The sequence below is a fragment of the Photobacterium sp. genome, assembly GCF_057456235.1.
This window is the reverse complement of sequence record NZ_JBVCPH010000014.1, coordinates 118121-132889: the sequence shown is the minus strand read 5'-3', so window position 1 is coordinate 132889 and position 14769 is coordinate 118121. Positions and strand designations below refer to the sequence as shown.

Annotated in this window: 13 protein-coding genes; 3 read left to right on the top strand and 10 right to left on the bottom strand. The window is 46.8% G+C overall.

The window, feature by feature from the left end; translation table 11 throughout:
* Window positions 1-225 precede the first annotated feature (225 nt).
* From norR to yejK, 5 genes are all read right to left on the bottom strand, one after another.
* Window positions 226-1791: a nitric oxide reductase transcriptional regulator NorR gene (gene norR, locus AC2204_RS15715; RefSeq protein WP_318926623.1), complete on the bottom strand. Its 1566-nt coding sequence runs from the start codon at window positions 1789-1791 to the stop codon at window positions 226-228.
* 16 nt (window positions 1792-1807) lie between these two features.
* Window positions 1808-2059, bottom strand: a complete 252-nt coding sequence (locus tag AC2204_RS15710; RefSeq protein WP_318926622.1) for a hypothetical protein — start codon at window positions 2057-2059, stop codon at window positions 1808-1810.
* Window positions 2060-2372: 313 nt separating this feature from the next.
* Window positions 2373-2753, bottom strand: coding sequence for a nitrous oxide-stimulated promoter family protein (locus AC2204_RS15705; RefSeq protein ID WP_318926621.1), 381 nt, complete (start codon window positions 2751-2753; stop codon window positions 2373-2375).
* A 135-nt stretch (window positions 2754-2888) separates the two neighbouring features.
* A complete protein-coding gene (locus tag AC2204_RS15700; RefSeq protein WP_318926620.1) occupies window positions 2889-4106 on the bottom strand; it encodes an Hpt domain-containing protein in 1218 nt (405 codons plus the stop codon).
* Between the two features lie 252 nt (window positions 4107-4358).
* Window positions 4359-5372, bottom strand: a complete 1014-nt coding sequence (yejK, locus tag AC2204_RS15695) for a nucleoid-associated protein YejK (RefSeq protein ID WP_318926619.1) — start codon at window positions 5370-5372, stop codon at window positions 4359-4361.
* Between the two features lie 89 nt (window positions 5373-5461).
* Here yejK and AC2204_RS15690 point away from each other — a divergent pair, with 89 nt between their 5' ends.
* Both AC2204_RS15690 and AC2204_RS15685 read left to right on the top strand, forming a co-directional pair.
* The gene (locus AC2204_RS15690) at window positions 5462-5680 is read left to right on the top strand and encodes a YejL family protein (protein ID WP_318926618.1); all 219 of its coding nucleotides are present in this window, start codon (window positions 5462-5464) and stop codon (window positions 5678-5680) included.
* A 49-nt stretch (window positions 5681-5729) separates the two neighbouring features.
* The gene (locus AC2204_RS15685) at window positions 5730-7592 is read left to right on the top strand and encodes a DUF3413 domain-containing protein (protein WP_318926617.1); all 1863 of its coding nucleotides are present in this window, start codon (window positions 5730-5732) and stop codon (window positions 7590-7592) included.
* Window positions 7593-7659: 67 nt separating this feature from the next.
* On the opposite strand, the gene AC2204_RS15680 is transcribed toward AC2204_RS15685, so the two are convergent.
* Entirely contained in the window at window positions 7660-7941 is a 282-nt protein-coding gene (locus AC2204_RS15680; protein WP_318926616.1) for a hypothetical protein, read from the bottom strand.
* 267 nt (window positions 7942-8208) lie between these two features.
* Here AC2204_RS15680 and AC2204_RS15675 point away from each other — a divergent pair, with 267 nt between their 5' ends.
* Window positions 8209-9822 carry a GGDEF domain-containing protein gene (locus AC2204_RS15675; RefSeq protein ID WP_318926615.1) on the top strand — a complete coding sequence of 538 codons (1614 nt, stop codon included), beginning with the start codon at window positions 8209-8211 and terminating at the stop codon, window positions 9820-9822.
* Here AC2204_RS15675 and AC2204_RS15670 read toward each other — a convergent pair.
* The 4 genes from AC2204_RS15670 to AC2204_RS15655 form a co-directional block, all read right to left on the bottom strand.
* Window positions 9815-11752, bottom strand: a complete 1938-nt coding sequence (locus AC2204_RS15670; RefSeq protein ID WP_318926614.1) for a DNA topoisomerase III — start codon at window positions 11750-11752, stop codon at window positions 9815-9817. The genes AC2204_RS15675 and AC2204_RS15670 overlap by 8 nt on opposite strands.
* Before the next feature lie 144 nt (window positions 11753-11896).
* On the bottom strand, window positions 11897-12991 hold the full coding sequence (gene mnmH, locus AC2204_RS15665; RefSeq protein ID WP_318926613.1) for a tRNA 2-selenouridine(34) synthase MnmH: 1095 nt from the start codon (window positions 12989-12991) through the stop codon (window positions 11897-11899).
* On the bottom strand, window positions 12991-14025 hold the full coding sequence (gene selD, locus AC2204_RS15660; RefSeq protein WP_318926612.1) for a selenide, water dikinase SelD: 1035 nt from the start codon (window positions 14023-14025) through the stop codon (window positions 12991-12993). Before selD ends, mnmH begins: the two co-directional genes overlap by 1 nt.
* A 113-nt stretch (window positions 14026-14138) precedes the next feature.
* Complete coding sequence (locus AC2204_RS15655) at window positions 14139-14687, bottom strand: NAD(P)H nitroreductase (RefSeq protein ID WP_318926611.1); 549 nt, start codon at window positions 14685-14687, stop codon at window positions 14139-14141.
* Between the last annotated feature and the right edge of the window lie 82 nt (window positions 14688-14769).

The window sequence follows — 14769 nt, the reverse complement described above, 5'->3', positions numbered from 1 at the left end:
TAAAAACTCCACTATAGTTATGTTATTGATTTCGTATTAACAAAGATCTCACTAACTATATGCAGCAAACGTGCCAATACGTACTTGGTTGATATTTAAGAGCTTTACGCCAAGCCACGTTAGGATTGATGTGATAACCACATCAGCGCTTGATGTGATTATCACATCAAGCGCTGATAGCCAAACAGATCACAACGTTCAAAATGCTGGGCTGTTTCATAAAAATCAGATTAATTCATCGCGTAACTTGCTGGGTTTTATCCCCAACTTCTTACCCATTTTGTAGAGGTTGCCGCGATCCATCTGCAAAAACTCCGCCGCTTGCGCCCAAACAAAGTTGGACTGTTGCAATGCATGGGAGATCAACTTGGTTTGATAACGCTCTACCGCGCCGCGCAGCTCAAAAGGCGTGTTGGGTAATGCTGAAGTATTCCCATGCTCTACTGCGCCTGTTTTATGGCTTACCTCATCTGACAGATGCTGTTTACCGATCAGATGTTGCTGATCTTGAATAGCACGTAAACCCGCCCGCATCAGCGTATGCTCTAATTCACGTACATTACCCGGCCAATGATAATGCTCTAATGCCGTTAATGCCTGTGGGTGCAGTTGGAGTTTGGCGACATGAAACTGCAGTCGCACGCGATCTAAAATATAGCCGGATAGTACCGCAATATCTTCTTGCCGCTGGCGCAGGGCTGGCACCTTAATTGGGAATACATTCAAGCGATGGTAAAGGTCACGACGAAACTGCCCCGCCTCGACTTCTTGCGGTAAGTCGCGGTTGGTGGCCGCGATGACGCGCACATTAATAAATATGTTTTTGTCTGCGCCAACCCGCTGAACTTCACCTTGCTGGATCACCCGCAGTAGTTTCGCCTGCATCAGTAATGGCAGTTCACCAATCTCATCCAAGAAAATAGTACCGCCATCAGCAAGCTCAAATTTACCAGCACGGTTGCTGCTGGCGCCGGTAAAGGCACCTTTCACGTGACCAAAAAGCTCACTTTCTGCCAGGCTTTCAGGCAGCGCTGCGCAGTTAACGTAGATCATCGGCTGCTTGGCCCGGGAAGAGTTCGCATGTAATGCATGTGCGACCAGATCTTTACCCGTTCCTGTTTCACCACTAATTAACACTGCATAATCAGAATGCGCGACCATATTGATATTATTACGCAAGCCTTCCATTTCCGGGCTAATGCCGATTAACTCACCACTTTTCTCTCGTGCCTCCTGGATCAATACCTGGTTCATGCTCTGCTGCTGGCGGTGACTTTTACGCAGCGCCTCCACCTGATTCACATTTCGTATCGTCGCGGCAGCGAGTGCCGCAAAGGTCGCGACGGTAATATCATCAACACGTTTAAATGCGCCAATCTGCATGGCATCAATCGTAATAAGGCCGACTAAGTGATCTTCGACATACAAGCTACAACCCATGCAGTCATGAACGTCGATAGAGCGGTTAGGATCATCTTTAAGCCAACCGTCAAAGGGATCAGGCAAGGTTGAGCTTGCCGGAAAACGCACCGGTTGACGACTGTCCATAATAGCCTGCAAACGCGGGTGTTGTTTCGGGTCAAACTTTTTCCCTAACACTTCTTCTGACAGGCCGTTTACCGCGGCGGCAGAAAGCAAACCTGACTCATCAAGAATAAATAACGCACTCGCATCGCATGGTAATACCGATTGCAATGATTGGATTAAACGTTGGTAATGATGCCCGGAAGGAAGGTTTAAATTGAGGTCGAGCGCAATTTGCAACATGGCTTGCTCAAGAGAATTCTGCATATATGGACCTTCACATTTATAATGATGTACTTTTTACATCGCCACATAAATCATGTAAAGCTTTACGGTGAGGTGCCAGGATAATTTTCTGTTTTTGATCTGAACTGATGTTTAGCTTTTCTTTTGCTGAACCCACAACCTGAGATTGAGCTAGTCGAGGTCTAATCCGGCCCTGATCAGCCGCGAAGCCCGCTTTACCCAGGTATTGCGCCGTGATCCGCAGCAGTATCAGGCCAACCTCGAACGCTTGCGTGAGCAAGTCCAGCACAAACTGCAATTGCTAGAGCAGTTAGGTGGCTGGAAGAGAAATAAAAGCGACTAAATAGTTACGAGGGGGGGGGAGCTCATCGGTCAATGGTCCACTGACGGCTATGATTTTAATGACTCCCGCACGGTAATAGATGACAAATTTGTCGGCTTAGCACTGGATGAAGACCGTCAGCCAGAACTGACGGATGACCGTATTGCGACCTGGCTGGTAGGTCTGGGACTGAAAGCCGCATAATTAATACCAATCGGTATAACCGTAAGCAAACAAAAAGGCTGCCTCTGGCAGCCTTCTCTTTAATCTCCGTCGCACATCAAAGCATCAACAGTTGCTTGAGGTACTCCGTAATATTGCGTGATGGCAGACTGTCATTCAGACGCTTGCGATCAAATTTATATTGTAATGCCCGTAGCGGGTGACGCCAGGTAAATCTCGGTAACGCCCAGCGCATTACATGCGCCATTTGCAGACGTTTGGCGGGGTGATAACAATGCCTGTGACATTTCAAACAGGCTGGCTTTTCCTCCGCTAAACGGCAGCTATCAACCTTTTTTTCAACATACTCAAAAAGACTTTCACATTCAGGGCAAACAATCGCCCCACGGTGCAGCGTTTTACAATATAGGCGAATCATCGCTTTCACCGTATCCAGTTCACGCTGTGCTCGAACTGACTGTTTATTTAGAATAATCATAGGGCGGCTATTATCCACCCCTTCAAAAACCAACTATTGATAAGGATCAAATTTGTGCATTGATCACAATCTTATCCTCTAGAGGCTGGATTATTGCAGAAAATGGCCAGATCCTTATCCCGATTGGTATTAACCTCAACAGACTGACATTTTTGTTATCCCCTCAACGTCAACTGCCTGTGGGGAATCCACCGATAGCCCTCTTTCGGCTTCCAAATAAGCTTCTACTGCACTGACTACCTGTTTAATCGCCAGACTGAGAGCCATACAGTCTGTACTGGTCACGGTGTGTTTCTTTTTTAAACCATACTCAACCCGTTCGGAAATCGACCGCAATGACGGCGATCCGAGATTGCTCGCCACTCCTTTCAAGCTATGCATTAATAGACGGGCCTTATCGAAATCAGACTGCTCAATACAGTTTTTCAGGAGATCCCCGTCACCAGAATGCTCCTCAAGGAAGATATCCAGCAGCATTATTACAGACTCTTTGTCACCATCCATATTGTCTAAGATATATTGAACATCAAATATTGGTTCTTGTTGTAAATAAGCCTTTTCTGTCAATTCCACCGGAGACATATCTTCCCCCATCTCTGACGGTTCTGCAGGCTGAGGTATCGCTGTCATCAATTCTGTAATTAATGCTTTTTCAGCCTCACTGATCTCTTTTACTGGCATTGCAACGACAATGGCAGTATTAACTTCTTCTCCCCGTAGGGTGATTAATGCTTCTGTTGTTGATACGCCGGCAGTTGCGACTTCGTCAGCCCTCTTCGCGGCATAGAGTGTCACCATCACCCCTGAAAGTGATACGACAGCCATTAGTATCAGGTTCATCTGGGATAACCAGAAGTCATAAGCCAGCAAATCATTTTTAAGCGTATAAAACTGGTTCGGAGAGCTGCTCAGGCTAATATTTTGGACCTCTGACTGAGGGATCACCTGCCCGGTCATTAACGCCTTATCGACTTTCTCAGTAAATTGTCTGCCTTGTAAAATTAAGGTCTTCAGCGGTTCTTCAAACTGACTGGCAACGGAGACACCGTTGAGTTCAAGCAGGTGTTTACGGAGTGCCTCCGACACATGGCGTTGGGCAGATACAGGCACCGCCATATTCACGGTGACGGTACTTCTTAGTTGCTCAGCTTCCGACTCAACCTGAGAAATCAGACCAATGACATCTCGCACTTGCAAAGACTGAAATGACAGGTAACCAAACAGGCCAGCGCTCGACATAATCACCAATACGAAGGCATAAAGTACTTTCTTCGAGAGTAGCAATCTGATTTTACGGTGACTGGCTGCAGTCTTTTCCGTCTGGAGCGAAAGTACAGTTTCTCGGTCATCCATGCTAGTTCCTTTTATCGGATCAGAAAATAAAATGGGGACTACCCTATCCAATCTTCTTTTCATACAACTAGTTACTACCTTAACTTTAGACAAATTCCCAGACGAAATCCAATACGCAATGAGCTTTATATCGGTGTAAGATTATGTCTTATAATACAGACACGACCTCTCACCTCGAAGATAATAAAAAACCACCTTCGTCACAACAAAGGTGGTTCACGTGCATAGCATGTTATACCGGTTGGTGTTAGATCAGTTATCGCTGCTCAAACGTCTCTGTAGCTGATCCTTTAAATTAGGTGGGGTCCCTTTGATAGTCAGCGTGTCAGTTTCTGCATCGTAGAAAATACGCTCACCCAGCAACATACTCTCGAAATTAATCGTTAGCCCGCCGCCAGAGCCAACAAACTTGGTTAACTTACGCATAGATGTGCGATCGGCAGGAAAGCTCTCTTCCAATTCATACCCTTGGTTTGACGTAAATTCGTAAAAGTTTGTCCCGTCTTCAGCATTAGGTAGCTCACCAGCCAGTTCTTTCACTGCCACTTCATCACCGGATTGAAGCTGCCCGTTACAGTAATCGTAAACCTGCTTACGATACTGCTGCTTCTCTTCCTTATCTAAACGTGAGTCGGCACAGAAATCTTCCACCGCCTGCATCAGCACCTGGTTTTGTTCTTTCACGTCCAAACCAACAACCGCCTGCAGAAAATCCAAGAAAAAATCAGCGATCTTACGGCCCACACGCCCCTTGATAAACGTCAGGTAACGATTGGAATCCGCATTCGTTTCCCAAGACGACAGATCGATACGTGCCGCGATATCCATTTTAGCCACGTCCAGATAATCAGTTGCACTGATATCCAGCTGTTCGGTAACTTTCATGCTGTGGCGGGTTGGCAACAAACCGATAAACAGGTAATCCGTCGCCAATGACTGATATTCAGCCATCACCAAGGTGCCGGCTTCAGCGAACGGGTATTTTGCTAATTCAGCCTGTAATCGCTGGGCTGATTGGTTAGAAAATGTCAAAAAGTCCAGCTCACCAGTGCGACATTGCTTCAACCAATGACAAAATTCGCTGTCTTCAGCAAAATGTCCGAACCCTTTGGCACCTTTACTGCTATATACTCGATGCAGTTCAGCAACTAGGTCTTCTGTTGATTTATCCTGGTCAAGCATTTGTTTTCTAAGATGAATCTCAAGCTCATCTTGATCATTTTTTGTCAGTTGGTGAAGGATGACGTTCGAAAGTATAAGGCTCATAATGGAAAAGGTTTTCAGTAAGAGTAAAGTGTAGGTTATTATAAGCCGCTTTCTTAAACTTTAAACTAAGACATTAAACAAGACTTCCTATGCCAATTACTTCAAAATATAGCAATCAGCAAGTTGAACAGATCATTAGCGATGTGTACGACGTACTTGAAAACCATAACGCTTCTGCAGAACTTGCACTTATGGTGGTGGGTAATATTGCGACTAACATCATCAATGCCGATGTTCCGGCATCGCAAAAGAAAGCTATCGCGGGAAAATTCGCACAAGCTCTGCTGAACTCAATTAAAGAAGATTAAGCTTATCTTTTTGTAAGCTTGCATTTCAGACTGAGAAGAACAGACATTTATGGTCGCCAGCGGAAATAATTATAAAGACAAAGTCTCGCAGCTAATCAGCTGGGGACACTGGTTCAGCTTTTTCAATATTATCGCAGCCATGCTTTTAGGCACGCGTTACATTGTGCAATCTGAATGGCCTGAAACGCTACTGGGACAGCTTTATCTTGGATTGAGCTGGGTCGGACATTTCGGGTTTCTTGTCTTTGGTTTTTATATCTTAATCCTTTTTCCTGCCAGTTTTCTGATCCCGTCTCAGCGCCTGATGCGTCTGTTTGCGGTGTTAGTTGGTACAATAGGTCTGACAACGTTATTGTTAGACACTCATGCCTACGAGAGTCTTGAGTTACATTTAAGCCCTCTGGTATGGGATCTACTGTTAAGTGGTGAGAAAACCGAACTGAATGCCCGCTGGCAATACCTGTTTGTGGTTGTTCCTATCATCTTCCTGCTGCAATTAATTCTGTCAGAATGGTTATGGCGAAAACTCAGAAAGCTCACGCGCAAGCACGTGGGTGTGCCGATAGCCACCGTGTTTGGTTTATGTTTCCTGGCTAGCCATCTGCTCTATATCTGGGCGGATGCTAATTTGTATCGCCCCGTCACCATGCAGCGTTCAAACTTTCCGTTATCTTACCCGATGACAGCGAAAAGCTTCATGGAGAAACATGGTCTCCTTGATCGTCAGGACTATGTTAAACGCCAGGCTGAGCAAGGTTTAGACGAAAGTGAACGGATCCGCTACCCCATTGAAAAACTGAGCTTTAACAATCATGGCACTAATTATAACTTACTGATTGTGATGATTGATAGCTTACGCAGTGACATGGTGAATGAGCAAACCATGCCTTACCTGACTGCTTTTGCTAACCTGAATTTAAACTACAAAAACCACTACAGTGCCAGCAATGACAATATGACCGGCATCTTTGGCTTGTTCTACGGCCTGCCTGGTGGTTATATCAATAGTGTACAGTCTGAAGGCTCTACGCCAATTCTGCTAAATACCCTTAAAGAACGCAATTACGACTTCGGTCTGTTCAGTGGTAATCAGTTTAAAGAGCCAATTTACGACCAGGCTATTTTTAACACTAAGCAAGCGAAAGAGAGTCTGGCTTCCAATCAAAGCCTGCAGCCGAATGACCAACTGGCTATTGCTGACTGGAAAACCTGGTTAACGAGTCAAAACAACGAAAAACCTTGGTTTAGCTATCTTGAGCTGAAGTCTGTACAAGAGTTTGAAGAGGGGGGGGATTATGTGCCGCAATTCACTCCTTCGCTTGGTAACGTCAAGATAAACGCCAAGGGCGTTGACTCTACGCTGTTACTTAAAAACAGCTACCGTAATGCTACCTATTATGTCGATGAGCTGCTGGCTGATATTTTTGAAGAACTCGCTGCAAAGCAGGAACTGGATAATACCGTTGTTATTATCACCGCTAACCATGGCACGGAGTTCAATGAAACGGGTACCAATAGCTGGGGGGCAAACAGTAACTACAGCCAGTATCAATTGAAAGTACCAATGATCATTCATTGGCCCAATCAGGTTGCAGCAGAGATCAACCGACCCACCAGCCATCTTGATGTGGTACCCACCGTGATGGAATCTCTGCTTAATGTCTCATCATCACCGAATATCTACAGCAGTGGCGTCAACCTGTTTGAAGAACATCCTAAACGCCGCTGGATTTTAGCCGGTGACAGTCGTGACATTGTCGTAATACAGCAAAACCGCACTACAGTGGTCGATAAATATGGCAACTACCGCGTTTACGATAACAACTACAAATTAATGGATGAAGCTAAACCAAAGTTGTCGACACTGATGCAGGTCATGCATGAGATGAAACGTTTTTATCAGCCTGAATAGCGTTAGACTTAAGAAGGCCGCGAACTCGCGGCCTTTTTTGACGTTCATCTATGAGTTATAGATACCGTCAGTAATAGTCCGCATTATTGGCATAGCATTGCTCGAAACCATCGCTCCAGCCACTGGCGTATTTCATGTCGGCCAACATCCGCTCCGGATCACGACGGAAGCCATCGATATACGTGGTCGTTTGTTCTTTACGGCTACTGCAGCCGTCCTGGTAGCCATCAAGATAATCACGGGTAAAACCTAACTCCGCCAACTGATCATGTCGGGTCGCACACCCCGCCATTCCCGTTAATAACAATAATCCAGTGAGGAACAGGCTAAATCTTATTGTTGGCCTCATAGCAGTACTCCACTGAAAAACAATTGCGATACCAATAAAATAAGCATACAAACACAAATTTTTCTAGTTTATATTTAAGACTTAGCTTGCTCATTATTCATCACAAAATTTTCAGGTGCCCCTGCCCTCCTGCACTTATGAGGTTCCTGTCGCAAATTTATAAATACACACCACATTTCACATTAAACTGTGGCTTCCATACTAAATTTATTCTCTCTAATCGTTAAGAATACGGTTAATAAAAATAAATAATATGGAAGTCAGACGTTGGCCAGTCAAAAACAGTTAAGTGTTTTCTATCAGAGGATTACTGAACAATGGGGTAATGCCCATGGGCTTCGTACTATTTGTGAATTAACATGCCGTAATTTCAGCGAAAGTTTTGGAGTGATCCACAGCCAGCTCTTGGTCGCTTATAAATCGACATGGAAAACCTTGCTCGATATGGATCATGAAGGGATTCACTACCAGTTTCCCCCTGTCGCCGTTGGCGGCAATATAGGTCTTCCGAGCGATCATATCACTGAGGCCATCAGTAGTCACAGGCCGCAATATACCAGCCATGGCAGCATTAAACGCCTATGGTTACCGCTAGAGCGCCGATCAAGTATCATCGGCTGCTTAATTGTCGATCTTCCCGCAGAAACAGAGTATGCCTGTAAGGATTTTTCGCTGTTGGCAACCCTGCTCGCCTCCGAACTCGATGCCGGCTTGCTCGGCCAGACAATAAAAGACGAGCATTTGGGACGCCGTTCGGCTGAACGGGAATTACAAATCAGCCAGCATGAACAACAAAACCTGTTACAACAGCTTCAGGCCTTACATGACATTTCCTTTAAGCTATGGCGGGCAGACTCGATGAATAGCATGCTATTTACCGCGGTAGAAGAAGGGAAAAAACAGTTACACCTCGATCGTATGGCCATTTTTCTCTTTGCAAAAAACCAGCGCATGCGCGGGACTTATGGCACAGACATTCACGGTAATACGGTCGATGAGCATTACTTTGAATCGGAAATCCCCGATCTGTGGTTTACCGCCCATACCGTGTCAAATGAGGAATACCTTGCGATTGAAAACAATACGCCTTTATACCATGACCTGAAGCAGGTCGGCTTTGGCTGGAGTGCTTATATCTCACTGTGGGATGAAGATACGCCTGTCGGCTGGATTGCTTGTGATAACCTGCTGACTGGCAAGCCTCTGCATGATTACCACCATTACCTGCTCAAACAGTTTGGTTTTATTGTCTCGCAGCATATCGTGCGCCGCCAGGCTGAAGAAAGCCTGATCAGGCTGAACAAAGAGCTGGAACAGCGTGTCGCTGAGCGAACCGCCGAGCTGGAACGGGTAAACGCCAGACTCGAAATAATCTCCAAACTCGACCCCCTGACTGGCGTGTATAATCGCCGGGTTTTCGACCAGAAAATTATGGATGAATGGCATAGGGCTGAACGCCACCAGCTGCCATTTTCCCTGCTCATCATGGATGTTGATCACTTTAAAGCGTATAACGACCAATATGGTCATGCTGCCGGTGATCAGTGCTTAAAAGTCATCGCCACCACACTGGCTCAGCTTGAACGGCGAGCTGGTTCGCTCTTTGCCCGCTATGGCGGCGAAGAGTTTGTGCTGCTATTACCCGGCCAGGATCATAATGCCGCAATTTTTGCGGCTAAACGCGCCTTATCTGCAATTCAAAAACGGCAGCTGCCAAGACAGTACGGCGTCGACGACGCCCCCGACATTGTCACCATCAGCATTGGTGTCAGTACCATGATCCCGTCGATACACAGCTCTCCCGATGAATTCTTCAAGCGGGTCGACATAGCCCTCTATGAGGCTAAATCCCAAGGCAGGAACCGTTACTGCATTATTTAGCCTTTTTCTGCTTGGTAGACCGCCTCTTTTTACCCGCTTGTCTCGGCTCGGGGGATTTCAATTCACGCAAACTAATAGGGACGTCGCTGTACTTTACCTTATCCATCAGCTGATGGACTTGCTGCTGTAAAGCGTCCATAAATGGTTGATAGGCACATTTTTTATCCGCCATATCTTGCAACTGATGCTCCCAATGAGCCGTCATATCCGGATAAGTGGCTTCATCTGGCAAGGCATATACCAGCCCTCTGCCCGCTTCTGTCGCATGAATGTTCTTGCCCTGCCGCTTCAGCAACTGCCGTTTAAATAAAAGCTCTAATATACCCGCACGCGTCGCTTCAGTTCCCAGACCATCGGTATCTCGCAGAATTTTTTTCAGCGAAGCATCCGAGACGAACCGGGCGATCCCCGTCATCGCCTGCAGCAATGTCGCTTCAGTGAAGGCTTTCGGAGGCTCGGTCATTTTATCTTTGATCTCGCCATTGCGGCAGGTTAATACTGTCCCTTTTTCAAGTGGCGGCACTTTATCAGCCAATCCCTTATCAGCCTGATCATTGACAGAATCATCTCGCCCCAGTAGCGCACGCCATCCACCGCTCATCAACTGGCGACCACGGGCAATAAAATGCCCCTGAGCAATAGTAAAGACTAACTTCGCTTCGGCATAAACAGCCGCCGGATAAAACTGCATCAAATACTGACGGGCAATCAACTGGTAAACTTTGCTTTCGCTGGCACTCAAGATGCCGGAATTAATCTGCTTAGGCGTCGGAATAATCGCATGGTGAGCATCGACTTTTTTATCATTCCAGGCTTTTGATTTCAGTGACAGGTTTGCCCCTTCACCCGCCTTGGCCAACTCACCGGCATTACTGACAATCGCCTGACAGACATCTCCGGCTTGCTTAAAATGCTCGTTTGGCAGATAACGGCTATCAGAACGAGGGTAAGTGATCACTTTGTGTTTTTCATACAAAGACTGACAGTTAGCCAGTACATCGGCCGCGCTCATACCGAAACGCTTTGCAGCATCGATCTGTAACGCAGACAAGGAGTACGGCAACGGCGGTGCCTGGCGGGTTTCCTTTCGCTCTGATTCAGTGACTTCGGCGGGCTGACCTTTAATTCGCTTAACTACGTTTTCACACAGCTGGCGATTGAGCACTCGCCCGTCTTCATCTTGCCAGGGCTGACAGGCTTCACTGGGCTTCCAACGCGCTCGGATGTCCATATCCTGATATGGGATTAAGGCAAAGACTTCGTAAAATGGCTTAGGCTTAAAATTCGCAATCTCATCATCGCGTCGGGTGACCAAGCCTAATATCGGAGTTTGAACTCGACCAACAGACAAAACGCCGCGATACCCCCCTTTCTGTCCAAGCAAGGTATAGGCCCGGGTCATATTCATTCCGTACATCCAGTCTGCACGTGATCGCGCTAAAGCTGAAACCGATAACGGAATAAAATCGCGGTTACTGCGCATTGTTGCCAATGCCCGCTTGACGGCGGCAGGGTTTAAATCTGAAATCAGCAGGCGCTGGATCTCGGCTTTTTTCTTGGCCGATAATTTCACATAATCAATAACTTCATCAACCAGCAGCTGCCCCTCCCTGTCGGGATCACCCGCATGCACTACTTCCGTTGCCAGCTTCGCTAATTTACGAATAACGGCCAATTGCTGCTTTGCTGACTTTCTTGCGACAAGTTGCCATTGCTCGGGAATAATCGGTAAATCCGCCATATTCCATTTTTTATATTTTTCATCATAGGCATCCGGTTCGACTTGTTCGAGCAAGTGACCGATACACCATGTCACAATATCCCCGTTCCCCGTTTCAATGTAACCATTGTTATTTTTATGAGGGCGAGGTAAAACCGCGGCAATAGCACGGCCCAAACTGGGCTTTTCTGCAATATAAAGACGAGTCATCCGGTTAATCGGGTTAGTGTTATTTGAAGGAAACTCTATCGAAAGAATGAGATGAGGACAAGATGTTACTGGATAAAAAAACAGTACCAAAGGAAGGGGCTGCGAATTTCGAGATACTAATGCCTCGAAATTCGCGTCTAGAAACTAGGAACTATGCTCGCCCAACCACGCTCTGACCTCATCGAAATCACCACGAAAGACTATCCGATCGGCTTTTTTACTCAGCTGATAGGTATACATCGGATCGTAATACTCTTCGAGCAAAGGTCGCAACCAGGCATCATGTCCGGCAAGGGAGCCGTTATTCAGCTGAACTTGGACTGCTAGCTGTTGTGCGGTCAGCAATTGTTCATGGCGCTGCAGGCCCAGTCGCTTGCGAATACCGTACATCCCTTTTTCAAGGTAATCAGCAAACAGCTGCCAGCCCTGTTCTTCGCCATGGAGGGCTACAAAATCACGCTGCATGCGTACTACGTAATCCGCTAATAAACGCTCAAGGCGAACATCTAGCGGATCATCGACAATGGCGATTTTGGCGTTTTGCATTGCCGCGTTGATCGATAAAGGTACACTGGTCGAGCCAATTGCACGGCCTTCATCTTCAAACACAAATTGTTCACACCCTGACGCTTGCTTTTTCAGCATCTCAACGGCCAGTGTATTTTCGAAATCAATTTGTGTTCGCTGCGAGGTAACATAACGGCCAAACGATGAGCCACGGTGATTTGCGGCCCCTTCCAGATCAATACCATTGGCAAGCTGATTCACCATGATGGTTTTACCACAACCGGTATTGCCGCCGATCAAGGTCATGGGTTGCTGAGCCACCTGATCTATCGTATCGATCAGGAAACGGCGCAGCGCTTTATAGCCACCGACAACCATCGGGTAATCAATGCCCGCTTCTTTCAGCCATTGCTGAGTAATCCGCGAACGCAATCCACCCCGGAAACAATACAGATACCCCGTCGGGTTGGCGTCACAAAACGCACTCCACTGCGCGACACGCCTGGCTTTTTCGTCACCATTGACTAACTGGTGACCTAAAGCAATCGCGGCTTCCTGGCCGTTTTCTTTATAGCAAGTGCCGACCGCTTTACGCTCATCATCTGACATCAGTGGATTGTTGATCGAAGCTGGAAATGCACCTTGACTGAACTCTATCGGTGCACGCATATCCATTAACGGCGTGTCATTGACCAACAGCTGGCGATAATCTTCACAATTTGGACGCGGCATTAACAAATCTCAACCAGGATTTCGCCATCTTGGGGCAGTAGTTCACCAATGGCTTGCAGCTCAATACCATGTTTTTCTGCCACTTCCTGAACCTGATATTCCGCATCAGCGGTTACAGCCAGTAATAAACCGCCAGAAGTTTGCGGATCACACAAGAGTGCTTTCTGCTTATCCGTTAATGCACCAATCTTGCTGCCATAACTTGCATAGTTACGCTCTGTACCACCCGGGACACAGTTTTGAGCGATATAGTCAAAAACACCCGGCAAGTGGGGAACGCTATCAAACCATACATTCGCCTTAACTTGACTGCCTTCACAAATCTCGCTCAAATGCCCCAGCAGACCAAAACCGGTGACATCTGTCATCGCTTTTACGCCTTCAACATTGGCAAAATCAGCACCGGGGATATTCAATTTACACATCCAGTCACGGGCCAGGCCCTGGTGCTCGTCGGCAAGCTTGGATTTTTTCTCGGCCGTTGTTAATACGCCAATTCCTAACGGCTTGGTTAAAAACAGTTTACAGCCTGCTTCAGCACGGTTGTTACGCTTAACCCGATCCGTGTCGACAATACCGGTTACCGCCAGACCGAAAATAGGCTCAGGCGCATCAATCGAGTGGCCACCGGCGAGGGAGATCCCCGCTTCACGGCAAACAGAACGACCGCCTTCAATTACCTGTTGGGCAATTTCAGGATCCAATACATTGACAGGCCAGCCAAGGATCGCAATCGCCATAATTGGCTTACCGCCCATCGCATAGATGTCGCTGATCGCATTGGTTGCGGCAATGCGGCCAAAATCATACGGATCATCGACGATAGGCATGAAGAAATCCGTCGTACTGACCACTGCCGTGCCATTTCCTAAATCATAAACGGCGGCATCATCTTTACTTTCATTACCGACCAGCAGGTTAGGATCAGTGAACGGTGCTAACTGAGTTTGGAGAATAGTATCAAGAACTTGAGGAGAAATTTTACAACCACATCCTGCACCGTGGCTGTATTGAGTCAGACGAACGTTTTCCATGACACACTCCGGAATAACAAAGAGAGCCAAGGATTCTACTCCTGCGAACCAGATGTGTCACCCTAACCTGCGAATGTTGATTATAAAAAGAGAATTAGCAGGAAAAGGTAAGGCTACAGATATTCAACAAACTGTCCGATATCGCGTTCATGTACTTTCGCCTCACGGCAGGCTGGCGACCCTATATAGAGAAAACCGACAATTAAATCATGTCCAGTCACCCCCAAAGCTTCACGTACGATCGGATGATAAGCCCATTTGCCGGTTCGCCAGAAACCGGAGAAGCCTTGCGCTACCGCAGCCATTTGCATCGCGTGTACTGCACACCCTGCCGATAAGTGCTGTTCAACAACCGGTACTTTTTCATGCTCGGTGACTTTAGCCACCACAGTGATCACCATCGGAGCACGGAACGGCGATTTACCCGCTTTTTCGATCTCGGTATTATCGGCACCATCAGCTTTTGCTGCCTCGACCAGAATATCGGCTAATTTTTGCAGCCCTTCACCTTGCGATACGATAAAGCGCCATGGGGTTAAACCGGCATGATCCGGTGCTCTCAGCCCAGCCCGAAAGATATTATTTAACATATCACCCTGTGGAACCGGCTCCATCAGTTTTGGCAATGAACGTCGATTTAACAAAAGTGCTAGCGCATCCATGGTGACCTCAAATACAAATGATTATTATTGTTGTTATATCACAAAAATGATGACAAAAAACCATGAATATTATGAGGTTCAA

Excerpts from the sequence above, each read along its gene's own strand:
- AC2204_RS15690 (WP_318926618.1), top strand. The coding sequence starts at position 5,462 with ATGCCAATTACTTCAAAATATAGCAATCAGCAAGTTGAACAGATCATT.
- mnmH (WP_318926613.1), bottom strand. The coding sequence starts at position 12,991 with ATGCCGCGTCCAAATTGTGAAGATTATCGCCAGCTGTTGGTCAATGAC.
- AC2204_RS15685 (WP_318926617.1), top strand. The coding sequence starts at position 5,730 with ATGGTCGCCAGCGGAAATAATTATAAAGACAAAGTCTCGCAGCTAATC.
- AC2204_RS15680 (WP_318926616.1), bottom strand. The coding sequence starts at position 7,941 with ATGAGGCCAACAATAAGATTTAGCCTGTTCCTCACTGGATTATTGTTA.
- yejK (WP_318926619.1), bottom strand. The coding sequence starts at position 5,372 with ATGAGCCTTATACTTTCGAACGTCATCCTTCACCAACTGACAAAAAAT.
- AC2204_RS15670 (WP_318926614.1), bottom strand. The coding sequence starts at position 11,752 with ATGACTCGTCTTTATATTGCAGAAAAGCCCAGTTTGGGCCGTGCTATT.
- AC2204_RS15655 (WP_318926611.1), bottom strand. The coding sequence starts at position 14,687 with ATGGATGCGCTAGCACTTTTGTTAAATCGACGTTCATTGCCAAAACTG.
- AC2204_RS15700 (WP_318926620.1), bottom strand. The coding sequence starts at position 4,106 with ATGGATGACCGAGAAACTGTACTTTCGCTCCAGACGGAAAAGACTGCA.
- norR (WP_318926623.1), bottom strand. The coding sequence starts at position 1,791 with ATGCAGAATTCTCTTGAGCAAGCCATGTTGCAAATTGCGCTCGACCTC.
- selD (WP_318926612.1), bottom strand. The coding sequence starts at position 14,025 with ATGGAAAACGTTCGTCTGACTCAATACAGCCACGGTGCAGGATGTGGT.
- AC2204_RS15705 (WP_318926621.1), bottom strand. The coding sequence starts at position 2,753 with ATGATTATTCTAAATAAACAGTCAGTTCGAGCACAGCGTGAACTGGAT.